Genomic DNA, 12,481 nt, shown 5'->3' on the forward strand with positions numbered 1-12,481 from the left:
GACGGGACCAACCTGGAGTTTTCCCATAACGAAAGGGCAGAAGCCGCAAAGGGGGCGGATACCCGGACGATCGAAGCGCTGGAACACGCAGCGGGACGGATCCGGCGCTTTCATGAAAAACAGCGGGAATCGACGTGGTCCGAGCGGGACGACGACGGCGTTGAATTGGGGCAGATCATCCGCCCCCTGAAACGGGTGGGCATCTATGTCCCCGGCGGGAAGGCCTCTTACCCCTCGTCGGTCCTGATGAATGCCGTAACCGCAAAAGTGGCCGGGGTCTCCGAGATCATCATGGTCACGCCGACCCCGAATGGGGAGATCAACCCTTACGTCCTCGCCGCCGCCCGGATCGCCGGAGTGGACCGGATCTTCCGGATCGGCGGCGCCCAGGCCGTGGCCGCCCTGGCCTACGGGACCGAAAGGATTCCTCAGGTGGACAAGATCGTAGGGCCCGGCAACATTTACGTCGCCCTGGCGAAAAAGCTCGTCTTCGGCCTGGTCGACATAGACATGATTGCCGGCCCGAGCGAAATCCTGGTCCTCGCGGACGAGACCGCCGATCCCGGGTTCATCGCCGCCGATCTCCTCTCACAGGCGGAACATGACGAACTGGCCTGGCCGATCCTGGTCGCGACTTCCCGGTCCCTCATTGATGCCGTGGAGAAAGCCATCGAAAAACAGCTTGAGGAACTGCCCCGCCGGGAGATCGCCCGGAAATCCCTCGACCGCTTCGGCTCTCTCATCTTCGTGCCCAATCTCGAAAAAGGCGCCGAGGTAGCCAACGCCATCGGTCCGGAACACTTAGAGGTGATGACTGCCGTACCGAAGGAGATCCTGGGCAGTCTGGAAAACGCCGGCGCCATCTTCTGCGGCCCCTTTACCCCGGAGCCGGTGGGAGATTACATGGCCGGGCCGAACCATGTCCTCCCCACGGGCGGGACCTCCCGCTTCTTCTCTCCCCTCCATGTGGGGGATTTCTATAAACGTTCCAGCCTCCTCTCTTTTACCGAGGCGGGCTTCCGTAAAATCGCCGACGATACGATCCGGCTGGCGGAACTGGAAGGGCTGCCGGGGCACGCCCGTTCCGTCCGTATCCGCAAGGATGCAATGAAAGGAGAGACTGCCGATGAGTCATCCCCTTGAACACCTGCGGCCGGAGATCCGGGCCCTCTCCCCCTACACGATCTCCCATACTGAGGCACGGATCAAGCTCGATGCCAACGAGAACCCCTTCGGACCATCAGAGAAGATTCGGCGTGAAATCCGGGAGGTCCTCGACCGGATCGCCGTCAACCGTTATCCCGACCCCGCCGCCACGGAGCTGAAGGCGGTCATCGCAAAATTTCTGCGGATCCCGGCAGACCGGTTGCTCTTAGGGAACGGATCGGACGAACTAATCGGTTATCTCATCACCACCTTTGCCGGCAAAGGAAACGGGGTTCTCTACCCCGCCCCCACCTTCTCCATGTACGGAATTATCGCCGCAGCCTTCGGGCAGAAGCGGATTGAAGTCCCTCTGGATGCCCATTTCAAGATCGACCCGGACCGTCTGACATCAACCATTCACGAAGCCTCGCCGGAAATCATCTTCCTTGCCTCGCCGAACAACCCAACGGGCCGGGAGTTTCCGGAAGAAGTTATTCTTTCCCTGCTGGAGGAATCAGGGGCCGTGGTCGTTCTCGATGAAGCCTATATTGACTTCTCCGGACATGCGGGTTCTCTTCCTCTCCTCGACCGGTATCCGAACCTCATTATTCTCCGAACCCTCTCCAAGATCGGAATGGCCTCCCTCCGTCTCGGGATCCTGACGGCCGCCCCCGAAATCCTCCGGGAAATCGAGAAGGTGCGCCTCCCCTATAACGTCAACACCTTCTCGCAGGCGGCGGCGACGGTCCTGCTCGGGCATGAAGAATCGCTTCGGACACAGATCGAAACGATCGTCTCCGAACGGGCCCGGCTCTTTTCCGCTCTGTCGCAAATCCCACAGATCACACCGATTCCTTCCACGGCGAACTTCATCCTTTTCCGAACAGATGAAGCAGACCGTCTCTTTAACTCCCTCCTGAATGCCGGGATTCTGATCCGCAACCTGAACATCCCCGGCCCCCTTGCGGGATCTCTTCGGGTGACCATCGGTACACCGGAGGAAAATCACGAATTCATTTGCCATCTTCAAAATTTTTTTCAGGGAGAGAAATCATGACACGGCGCGCAAAGATTGACCGGAAAACCGGCGAAACATCCATCAAAGTCACCCTGAAATTAGACGGCAAAGGAACCTACAAGATCCAGACCCCCATTCCCTTTCTGAACCACATGCTGGAACTCTTTACCCGGCACGGTCTCTTTGATATCGACCTCTCCGCCACGGGTGATACGGAGGTCGATTTTCACCACACCGTAGAGGATGTCGGCATTTGCCTCGGCAAGGCATTCGACAAGGCCCTCGGGGAAAAGAAAGGAATCTGCCGCTATGGTCACGCAGCCGTCCCCATGGACGAGACCCTGACCCAGGTCACCATCGATCTCTCCGGAAGGCCCTACCTTAAATTCCGGGCGGAACTTCCGAAAGAGAAGGTCGGTGAATTCGACCTGGAACTGGCCGAAGAGTTTTTCCGGGCCTTCACCAATCACATCAAGGCAAACCTCCACATCAATCTTCTCTACGGAGAAAACCTCCACCATATCCTCGAATCAATATTCAAGGCCACGGCCCGGGCACTGCGGCAGGCCACAGGGAAGGATCCCGGACAGGCCGGCATCCCCTCCACCAAGGGGGTGTTGGAGTGAATTCCCAAGGAAGCTCGGTGCAAATTCACTTTTTGTTTTGCCTTTGATCCCGCCTTTTCGCATCGGCTGAACAGGAACCTGAATCAATCCGGGAAATCGGGCAAAATCCTGCTGTTTTTATTATTGCCCGCTCGAAACAACTCTGTTATTATATACATAAATAGTTCATCTACTTTCACCTTATTAATCTACATTTACGGCGGCAACCGGATGGATAACAAAGCAAAAATCCTCATTGTCGATGACAGTGAATCAATACGGCAAAACCTTGCGGCAATACTGACCAAAGAAGGGTATTCCATCACAACTGCCGAAAACGGCGCGACCGGCCTGCAGAAAATCAAGGTCGGGCATCCGGATCTTGTGATTCTCGATCTGGTGATGCCGACGCTGGACGGAATGAAGGTCTGCAATGCCATGAAAGGGGATCCGGAACTGAAGAAAATCCCCGTCCTCATGAACACCTCCAAAGGAAGCAAGGATGATATCATCCAGGGGCTCGAAGCAGGGGCCAACGACTATATCGTCAAACCTTTTCATGAAGAGGAACTGCTTGCCCGGGTCCATTCCCTGCTTCGCTCCGGCAGCATGGTAAAACAACTCGAACGGGACAAACTGGACCTGCTGGCAATCCTGGAAATCAGTAATGCAATCACCTCCACCCTCGATTCCAGGGAGGTTCTCTATTCCATTGTCAAGAAGATCTCCGAAATTATTCATGTGATACGCTGCTCCATCGTCCGGATCGACTCCAATGAGTCCAAAGGATATGTGGTCGCCACCAATGAGGATCCCAATATTTACAATCTGGTTATCGACCTGAAGAAGTATCCCGAAATCAATGAAGCACTTCAAACCCGGGAGATCGTTATCATCAACGATACGGCGAAAGATCCCATTGTCGGCCCGGTACGGGAGGTTCTCTCCCGGATCAACATTCATTCCCTCCTGGTCCTGCCGGTCATTATGAAACAGAACGTAATCGGCACACTTCTGTTACGAACCTCACGGAAAGAACATGCCTTCACGGAACGGGAGATCCAGCTCTGCCAGATCGTGGCCAATGCCTCGGCAAACGCCCTGATCAACGCCTCGCTCTTCGAATCAATGGAGCTGGCCAATATTCAGCTTGAGCGTCTCGCGACGACCGACGGGCTGACAAACATTTTCAACCACCGCTATTTTTATATGCGGCTTGATGAGGAATTCAACCGGTCGGAACGGTACCGGACACCACTCTCCGTCATTATGAGTGATGTAAACAACTTCAAAACGATCAACGATACCTATGGGCACCGGACGGGAGACCTCATTCTTAAGGAACTGGCCCGGATTCTCAAGACAAGCATCCGGAAGAGCGATATCGTTGCCCGGTATGGAGGAGACGAATTCGTGATTCTTCTTCCACAGACCGACCGGAAAGGCGCTGAAGCCGAAGCCGCCCGGATCATCAAGGCCATCTCCGAGCACAAATTTACCTCGATGGAAGGTCTTTCTCCCACGATCAGTCACGGGATCTCCACCTATCCCGACCCGAAGATCACAAAGGCAGATGACCTCGTAAAACTTGCAGACCGTCAGCTCTACATTCTCAAGAATGAACAGAAGAAAGACCTGGTGGCCCCCCACCGATAAATATTTTCCCCACCTGATTCCGAAGGAAAAATCAGACAAACCTTCGAACCACCGCCTGAAAAGTCTCGAGCAAAAGGCCGTTCTCCTCGGAAGAACGGATGGCGATTCGAAAAAAACGGGGGCCGAGTCCGGAAAAGGAAGCACAGTTCCGGACGAGAATCCCGGCACGAAGAAGGGCGCCGAAAAGCCGGTCCGGTTCCGGCATGGGGGAAGAAGTTTCCAGTAGAAGAAAGTTGGCCGATGAGGGAAAAACCCGCACACCCGGCAGGGATGCAAGCCTTCCGACCAAGACGGCCCTCTCTGCATCAATGAGCTCAAGGGTCCTCTCCCGGTATTCAGCGTCATCAAGCGCCGCAGCCACGGCGGCGCCCGCAAGGCGGTTCATGGTCCAGGGCTCCTGGCATGCGCCGATCCTCCTGACCAGCACCCCGTCTCCATAAATCGCCCCCGCACGCAGTCCGGGGATCCCGTAGAACTTCGTGAAGGAACGAAGAACCAGGAGGTTCGGAAACTCCTTCACACGATGCCGGACCGACCCGTCCGGGACGAAGTCGATGAAGGCCTCATCGCAAAGCACAATGATTCCCCGGTCCGCCGCCGCATCCACGACCATGAGAACCTCTTCAGCAGAAAGGAGCCCCCCCGTCGGGTTATTGGGGTTGCAGAGGACAAGCAGATCTATTTTCTCCGACAGCGCGTCAATCAACCTTCCGGGATCGAGCCGGAACGACTCTTCGGCAATCAGGGGAAAAGAGACAACCCCGCATCCGGCGAGTCTCAGTGCCCGCCCGTAATCGGAGAAGGATGGGACCGGGACCAGCGCCCGCCTCGGCGACAAGACCCTCGGCACAAGGTAGACAAACTCACTGCTTCCGTTGCCGACAAGTACGTTCTCAACAGAGAGGTTCCCCTCCCCGGCCAGGCGCTCACGCAGCGTCATCCCGTCGATCTCGGGATAGTGGACAAGCCGGTCCATCCCGTCGAGGATAGCCTTGAGCGCCCCTTTCGGCGGCCCCAGCGGATTGATCGAGGCCGAGAAATCGAGGATCTCTTCCTCTGGAATCCCGCAGGCCTTCGAGATCTCCCGAAGGTTCCCGCCATGTTGTTGAATCATCGGTTTCCCCTGGCTTGTTTTTCTCTGCGACCTCCGCGTCTTTGCGGTGATTGCTTTTCAGCTTTGATTTTATCTTGAGTCTTTTCCCCGTGCTCTCCGTGGTGAATGCTTTTTGTTTTTTCAATTTTCATCTTTACCGCAGCATCAGCGCGAGCACCCCCGCCATCGCCATCAGGAAGAAGGCGCCGTACATCAACTGCACGGCCCCCCGGACGGCACCGGGAGTCAGGGGGCGGACCGGTTCCCCGATCACCGGTTTCTCGATCATGACTCCTCCGTAGAAATTCCTGCCGCCGAGCTGAATGCCGAGCGCTCCTGCGGCGGCGGCCTCGGGGATCCCCGCATTGGGACTTGAATGTTTCCGCCCGTCCCGCCGGAGGATTCTGAAGGCATCCCGGCCCGATCCTTTCCACAGGAATGAGACAACCACCAGGAGGAGCCCCGTAACCCGGGCGGGGATAAAGTTCACCAGGTCGTCGAAACGGGCCGGGAAAAAACCGAGATCCCGGCAGGCCTCGTCTTTGTACCCCAGCATGGAGTCGAGGGTGTTCACCGCCTTGTAGGCCATGGCGAGGGGCGCGCCTCCGAGGATCAGATAGAAGAGGGGAGCGATCACCCCGTCGGAGCTGTTCTCGGCGACGGTCTCCACGGCAGCCCGGATGATCCCTTCCCGGGAAAGTACGGACGTGTCCCGACCGACGATCCCGGAAAGCTCCCGCCGCGCCTTTTCAAGATCCTCTTCCCGGAGAGCCTTCTCAACCTTCGCCGCCTCGCGGTGCAGCGTCCGGGCGGCCAGCGTGGTCCAGGCGAGGAAGACCGAGAGAAGCGAGCCAAACCAAGGATGGAGAACCGAAGCGGCTTTTACAACAAAGAAGGTCGTCTCGAAGGAGAAGACAACCACGATCAGGACGATCCCCCCTCCGGCAATCCGGTGTCCCCAACCGGGCCGGGTGAGCTTCCGTGCCGCCTTTTCGAGTATAACGATCAGACGGCCCATGAGGACAACGGGGTGGGGAAACCATTCCGGATCGCCCAGCAGGAGATCGAGCATGCAGGCGGCAAGAAGCGCTAAAGGCGGCATCTCTTCTCCCGGGCAAGGCCGGCCATGTTACGGATCGCCTCAAGATCGACGTGCTCCCGGAAGAGCCCGGCCAGGCGGTCAAAGGCCGCCTCCTTGCGGCTTCCGTAGTCCTGCCCCCCGGCGGCGACATCGTTGTTCTTTTTCAAACCGGACAGAAACCACCGGGTGAAAGAAGCATTCTCGAAAATACCGTGGAGATAGCTCCCCCAGAGGTTCCCGCTCCCGTTGATCCATCCCTCTTCGTCATTCACCGGCCTGCCGTTCCGCTCAATGATCCGGAAAAGGCTTCGGCACCTCCCCGTTGCAACGCTCCTTCCCATGTGGATCTCGTACCCCTCCAGCTCCTCCGTCCCCCCTGCCATGACCGCGCGGACACGGGCCGTGATCTTCTCCGGCACAAGGACCGTTCGGAAGGGGAGGAGGGCCAGTCCTTCCGCCTTCACGCGGCGGCTCTCCACGCCGCCCGGATCCTCCACGCACTCCCCGAGCATCTGGAATCCCCCGCAGATCCCGGCAACGGTCCCGCCCCGCCTCGCGAAGTCCCGGATCGACGCGGCAAGACCGCTCTTTCCGAGAAAGTCGAGATCCCCCAGGGTGTCCTTGCTCCCCGGCAGGATCACGGCATCGCAGGTATCGACAACACCGGGATCCTCAAGATAGATAACCTCCACCCCGTCGATCCCCCCGAGGGGATCGAAATCGGTATAGTTGGAGATCCGGGGAAGGCGGACGACACCGATGGTCAGCCCCGGTCCGTTGCCGGCAACCGCTTTGCCTTCCAGCGCTACGCTGTCCTCCTCCTCGATCCCGAGATCGGCACACCAGGGAAGGACGCCCAGGACCCGTTTGCCCGCCCGCCCTTCAATCTGCCTCAAACCGGGCGCAAGGAGAGACGGGTCCCCCCGGAACTTGTTGATGAGAAGACCGGAAACGCGGTCACGCCACGGCCGGGGAAGAAGCATCAGGGTCCCCAGGAGGGAGGCAAAGACCCCGCCCCGGTCGATGTCGGCCACAAGGAGGACCGGGGCATCGGCCATTTCGGCCGTCCGCATATTGACGATATCCCGGTCCATCAGGTTGATCTCGGCGGGACTTCCCGCCCCTTCGATCACGATGAGATCGAACCCGGCGGCCAGGGTCTCGTAGGCCTCCCGGACCAGTGCGACAGCCTTCTCCTTGAGGTCATAGTATCCCCGTGCCGTGAAGTTCCCCACGGGGCGGCCCATGAAGATCACCTGGGAGCCGGAGTCGGTCGTCGGCTTGAGGAGTATCGGGTTCATCGCCGCCACCGGTTCGATCCCCGCCGCCTCGGCCTGAACCGCCTGGGCCCGGCCGATCTCGAGCCCCTCCTTCGTCACGTAGGAGTTGAGGGCCATGTTCTGGGCCTTGAAGGGAGCGACCCGCACCCCCTCCTGCGCAAAGATCCGGCAGAGGGCGGCGGTCACAATGCTCTTGCCTACATTCGATGCCGTCCCCTGAACCATGATCGATTTACACCGTTTCATTAACTTTCGACCCTTCCCATCTTTGAGGGTTCGTCTCTGTCATGTTCTTGCTTTTCTCTGTGACCTTCGTGCGCTTCGTGGTGATTGCTTTCGCCTTTTGCGGGGGTGGTTTTCCTCTGCGCTTTCCGCGTCTGGCTTACTGTTGTCAAGCAGCTCTTTTTGCCTCAGGTTTTTCTCCCCGCATCCCCGGTGGTTCATTGCTTCTACAGTGACAACTCATCCTGCGTTTTCGTTCATTCTCTTTGCTCGCCCAAAGAAGATGGTCTCGTAAAAAGTCGTTTTTCGGATTCCGTTCATGGTTCGACAAGCTACCGAGCATGGTGAGCCGGTCGAACCACACGAACGGAATATCAATGACTTACACCGTTCGCCCTGAGCGGGCCGAAGGGCCTGCCCTGAGCATGCCGAAGGGGAGAGGGGAGTTCGATAACATGCTCCGCATGGTCGCCCCTGAACGGTCTATATCTTTGGGTTTCCGAGCATGGTAAGCTCAGCCGAACCACACGATCTCACTCTCTTTCCCGACCTTTCTCCGATGCTCGGCTTCGTGAAGGGGTTGCTCTCCCCCTGCGGGGGAGTCGGGAAAGTGCCGTCCCGGATAAACCGGAACGCTACAGGTTTCGTGGACGATTTCTATTCCTTCATGATCTTCATGTCCTTCATGGTGAATGCTTTTGCTTTTCCCCGTGACACCCCGCCTGCCTGTGCGTGTCCGCACGCAGACAGGTGTTCCCCGTGGTTGACGGCTTTTGACTTTGACCGTATCCCCGCTTCGTCACCATGACATCACCGAAACGGGACGTATCGCTGTTGCCTACGATCACCGTCGTCAGCATGTCGATCTCGTGGTCGAGCATCCCGTCAATGTCGGTCAGCACCACGCGGCCGGCTCCCCGGTGTGCGGACCGGACGATCCCGACCGGCGTCTTCCCGTCCCGGTATTCCAGCAGGATCCGCCGTGCCTCGACGATCTGCTCCCGGCGCCCCCGGCTCCTCGGATTGATCAGGACGACAACGAAGTCCCCCGACCCGGCCGCATGGAGCCGTTTCACGATCCTGTCCCACGGCGTCAGCAGATCGCTCAGGGAGATGGATGCGTAGTCGTTCATGAGAGGCGCGCCGAGCAGGCTCGCCGACGCCTGGGCCGCCGATACGCCGGGGACGATCTCCAGACCGATTTCCCCTTCTCCTCCCTGCCGGTCCCTGATGAGTTCCAGGACGAGTCCGGCCATCCCGTAGACACCGGAGTCTCCGCTGGAGACAAGGGCTACCCTCCGCCCGGCGAAGGCGGCCTCGATCGCCTCCCTGCAACGATCGACCTCCTTCATCATCCCCGACCCCCGGAATTCCTTCCCTGCGAATTCCGGCCTGAGCAGTTCCAGGTAGGTCCGGTAACCGAAGATCAACTCCGACGCCGAAAGCGCCTCCCGCGCCCGGCCGGTCATCTGCACGGCATCCCCCGGCCCCATCCCTACGACAAAGAGAGTCCCGCCCCCTCGGCCACGGCCATCGTCACATTTCCGGATCTCGCCTTGGGGACGACAAGTGAATCCGTGCCCGCCCCCTTCATCGCCGCCTGCTCGCATACACCCTTGACTCCCAACTCCTTCAACGCCCAAGGCGACGGCCCCGTGCCGTCGGGCATGGCGTTCAGTTCATCCCTCGCATAGTAACGGACCGGCACACCGATCTCATCTGCAAAATCACGGAGGCCCACCTCATCCGCCTTGGCATCGATCGTGGCGATCCGTCCCACAGAGAGGTTCGAAAGCCCCCGCTCCCGGAAAAGACGGAGGAAGAATTCCCTGATCTCCGGCGCCCCGGTTCCCCTGTTGCACCCGATCCCGCAGACAAGGTTCTTCGGCCGGAGCAAAAGGGTCCTGCTGTCCTTCCCGCATTCCGCAATCCTCCGGTTGCTGACAACCACCCGGGCAGTGCAGTCCGAGGCGAAGAGCTCGGCAAGGTTCTCAAAGGGGATCCAGGGCCCGGACGCATCACGGATCCACCCGGGCCGCCCGCTGAATATCCCGACCCGGTCCCCGTTGACAAGGGCGGCGTTGATCCCGCGGACCGTCCCGGGATTTTCGATCACCAGGCCCATCTCTCCGGCCCACACCTCGGCGGCCGGCAATCCCGAAAGATCGGTCGCCGTCGTAATCACCGGATCGGCTCCGGTCGCCTTCGCCACCTTCAGGGTCAGGGCATTGGCGCCTCCCATGTGACCTGAAAGGAGGCTGATCACATGCCTCCCCTTTTCATCCATCACCAGGACCGCCGGGTCGCAACGCTTATCGGTTATGAGGCCCGAGATCACCCGGACGACAATCCCCGTGGCCATGACAAAGACAAAAGACCTGTACTCCGGCCAGAGCCGTTCCACCAGTTTCGAGAGGGGGGGATCAAAGGAGATCTCCCCATCCGGTTCCCGGACCAGATCCCGGGGCGTATAGACGGTGCACTCCGGCAGGAGCCCCGAAAGTCTCCGGGCCAGGTCCCGGCCGTTTCTCGTGACGGAGATGAGGGCAATCTTATTGTTCTTCGTCAGATTCTTCATGGCAAGATTGATGGTGTCGTAAAAAGTCGTTTTCCGGATTCCGTTCATGAATCTTCATCTTTCCCCCTCCGATACCCGTGCGAGAAATGCCTGTCGTAGAGCTTCGACCTTGGAAAACGGTCGATCGTCTTCAGCACCGGGTCGAGGACATCCCCCACGACAATCAGGGCCTGACGGTCGATTTCGGCCTCACGAACCTGCGCCGCAATCGTATCGAGCCTCCCTTCGAGAATCTTTTCATCGGGCCAGCCCGCACGATAGACCACGGCACAGGGGGTATCGCGGCGGTATGCCTCCTGAAGATCGGCAACAACCTTTTCGATCATACCAATACTGAGGAAGATCACCATCGTCGCGTTGTGACCGGCCAGGAGGGAGAGACGCTCTTTCTCCGGCACCGGCGTCCGCCCTTCCCGGCGGGTCAGGATCACCGTCTGGGAAAGGCCGGGGATGGTCAGCTCCTGTCTGAGCGCGGCGGCCGCCGCCGAAGCCGCACTCACACCCGGCACGACCTCAAAAGGAATCTCATAACGATCGAGTTCCACCATCTGCTCGAAGATGGCGCCGTAGAACGCGGGGTCGCCCGTATGGAGGCGGGCCACCATCTTCCCCTCCGCAACGGCCGTCACCATCAGGTGCACGATCTCATCAAGATCCATCTTTGCCGTGTCGTGAATCTCAGCACCTTCCTTCGCCCGGTCCAAAACCACGGGATTGACGAGAGAACCGGCATAGAGGATCAGATCGGCCCCGGAGATGATCCTTGCCCCCTTCAGGGTCATCAGCTCCGGATCGCCGGGGCCGGCTCCAATGAAATAAACACGCGACATACTGCCTCTCATACGGATTTCGTCACGATCAATGTCGAAAGGTAATCAAGATCAGCCCCGTCGACCTCCCGGAGATCACGGTAGATCCGCTCCCCGGCGGTCCCGCACCGGGTGACGAGAACGGCCCGGTCGAGAATCCCCATCCTGCCGATCACGTCCCTGACCTCATCGAAGACGCGGTTGACCTTCATGAAGACCACCGTTTCGAAACGATCCAGCGCCTCTTCGATCTCTCCGGGACGGTAGACCGCCGGAAGGATCATGACCCGCTCGTCCGTCCGGGCGAGGGAAACCCCCGCCGCTGCGGCAACGGCCGTTACGGAGGTCACGCCGGGGACAACCTCAGATGCGAGGCCGGAGAACCGTCGGGCCATCTCGTCGAGTATGTAGCCGAAGGTACTGTAAAGGAGGGGGTCGCCGATGGTAAGGAAGGCAGCGTCCCGGCCCGATTGCAGAACGGCGCCGATCCTCTCCGCCGCCCCGGCCCAGGCCGGTTCCATGACATCCTTCTCCCGGGCCATCGGGAAATGGAGGAATACCACCTCCTGCCGGCCGGAATCGAGGAGATGCTCCACGACCTTCAGCGCGCGGCTCCCTCCGCCCGCCCTCGCCTCAGGCGTGAAGATCACCGGCACCCGCCCGACAAGGCGCGCCGCCCTCAACGTCAGGAGTTCCGGATCCCCCGGTCCGACGCCGATCCCGTAAAACCTTCCTGTTCCCGGTGTCACATCTTCCTTCTTCATCCAGGCCCTCCCCCTGCCCTTCCACTGCTTACAATGAAAACCGTATTTCCCGCTTCCAGGAGGGTCCGGCCGGCCAGTTCCCTCCCGCGGGCAATCTGCAAAGCGACAACCTCCGGGGAAAATCCGGCCGCGGCAAGACCCTTGCGCGCATCTTCAAGGCTTTCCAGTGTCACCATGTTCACGACAATCCGCCCGCCCTTCCTGAGCCGCCGCAGGGACGTCCGAAGAA

12 protein-coding genes are annotated in these 12,481 nt (G+C 59.4%); 4 read left to right on the forward strand and 8 right to left on the reverse strand.

The window, feature by feature from the left end; genetic code table 11:
* The 4 genes from hisD to GXP58_12050 all read left to right on the forward strand — a co-directional run.
* A partial coding sequence (hisD, locus tag GXP58_12035) for a histidinol dehydrogenase (GenBank protein ID NOY54323.1) occupies positions 1 to 1,143 on the forward strand: 1,143 nt, incomplete at its 5' end.
* Positions 1,127 to 2,203 (forward strand): histidinol-phosphate transaminase, encoded by a 1,077-nt coding sequence (hisC, locus tag GXP58_12040; protein NOY54324.1) that lies wholly within the window; start codon positions 1,127 to 1,129, stop codon positions 2,201 to 2,203. The genes hisD and hisC, both read left to right, overlap by 17 nt.
* Positions 2,200 to 2,790 (forward strand): imidazoleglycerol-phosphate dehydratase HisB, encoded by a 591-nt coding sequence (hisB, locus tag GXP58_12045; GenBank protein NOY54325.1) that lies wholly within the window; start codon positions 2,200 to 2,202, stop codon positions 2,788 to 2,790. Before hisC ends, hisB begins: the two co-directional genes overlap by 4 nt.
* Before the next feature lie 210 nt (positions 2,791 to 3,000).
* Positions 3,001 to 4,425 (forward strand): diguanylate cyclase, encoded by a 1,425-nt coding sequence (locus GXP58_12050; GenBank protein ID NOY54326.1) that lies wholly within the window; start codon positions 3,001 to 3,003, stop codon positions 4,423 to 4,425.
* A gap of 31 nt (positions 4,426 to 4,456) precedes the next feature.
* Here GXP58_12050 and GXP58_12055 read toward each other — a convergent pair whose 3' ends face one another.
* From GXP58_12055 to GXP58_12090, 8 genes are all read right to left on the reverse strand, one after another.
* Positions 4,457 to 5,539, reverse strand: a complete 1,083-nt coding sequence (locus GXP58_12055) for a threonine-phosphate decarboxylase (GenBank protein NOY54327.1) — start codon at positions 5,537 to 5,539, stop codon at positions 4,457 to 4,459.
* A 133-nt stretch (positions 5,540 to 5,672) separates the two neighbouring features.
* The gene (gene cobD / locus GXP58_12060; GenBank protein ID NOY54328.1) at positions 5,673 to 6,620 is read right to left on the reverse strand and encodes a cobalamin biosynthesis protein CobD; all 948 of its coding nucleotides are present in this window, start codon (positions 6,618 to 6,620) and stop codon (positions 5,673 to 5,675) included.
* Entirely contained in the window at positions 6,608 to 8,125 is a 1,518-nt protein-coding gene (locus GXP58_12065; GenBank protein ID NOY54329.1) for a cobyric acid synthase, read from the reverse strand. The genes cobD and GXP58_12065 overlap by 13 nt, the downstream gene beginning before the upstream one ends.
* 659 nt (positions 8,126 to 8,784) lie before the next feature.
* Positions 8,785 to 9,711, reverse strand: a complete 927-nt coding sequence (gene cobJ, locus GXP58_12070; GenBank protein NOY54330.1) for a precorrin-3B C(17)-methyltransferase — start codon at positions 9,709 to 9,711, stop codon at positions 8,785 to 8,787.
* Positions 9,597 to 10,727: a cobalt-precorrin 5A hydrolase gene (locus GXP58_12075; protein ID NOY54331.1), complete on the reverse strand. Its 1,131-nt coding sequence runs from the start codon at positions 10,725 to 10,727 to the stop codon at positions 9,597 to 9,599. The genes cobJ and GXP58_12075 overlap by 115 nt, the downstream gene beginning before the upstream one ends.
* Positions 10,724 to 11,509, reverse strand: a complete 786-nt coding sequence (cobM, locus tag GXP58_12080) for a precorrin-4 C(11)-methyltransferase (protein ID NOY54332.1) — start codon at positions 11,507 to 11,509, stop codon at positions 10,724 to 10,726. Before cobM ends, GXP58_12075 begins: the two co-directional genes overlap by 4 nt.
* Before the next feature lie 8 nt (positions 11,510 to 11,517).
* Entirely contained in the window at positions 11,518 to 12,252 is a 735-nt protein-coding gene (gene cobI, locus GXP58_12085; GenBank protein ID NOY54333.1) for a precorrin-2 C(20)-methyltransferase, read from the reverse strand.
* A partial coding sequence (locus GXP58_12090) for a cobalamin biosynthesis protein CbiE (GenBank protein ID NOY54334.1) occupies positions 12,249 to 12,481 on the reverse strand: 233 nt, incomplete at its 5' end. The genes cobI and GXP58_12090, both read right to left, overlap by 4 nt.

The organism is Deltaproteobacteria bacterium, from assembly GCA_013151235.1.
Taxonomy (GTDB): Bacteria; CG2-30-53-67; CG2-30-53-67; order CG2-30-53-67; family CG2-30-53-67; genus JAADIO01.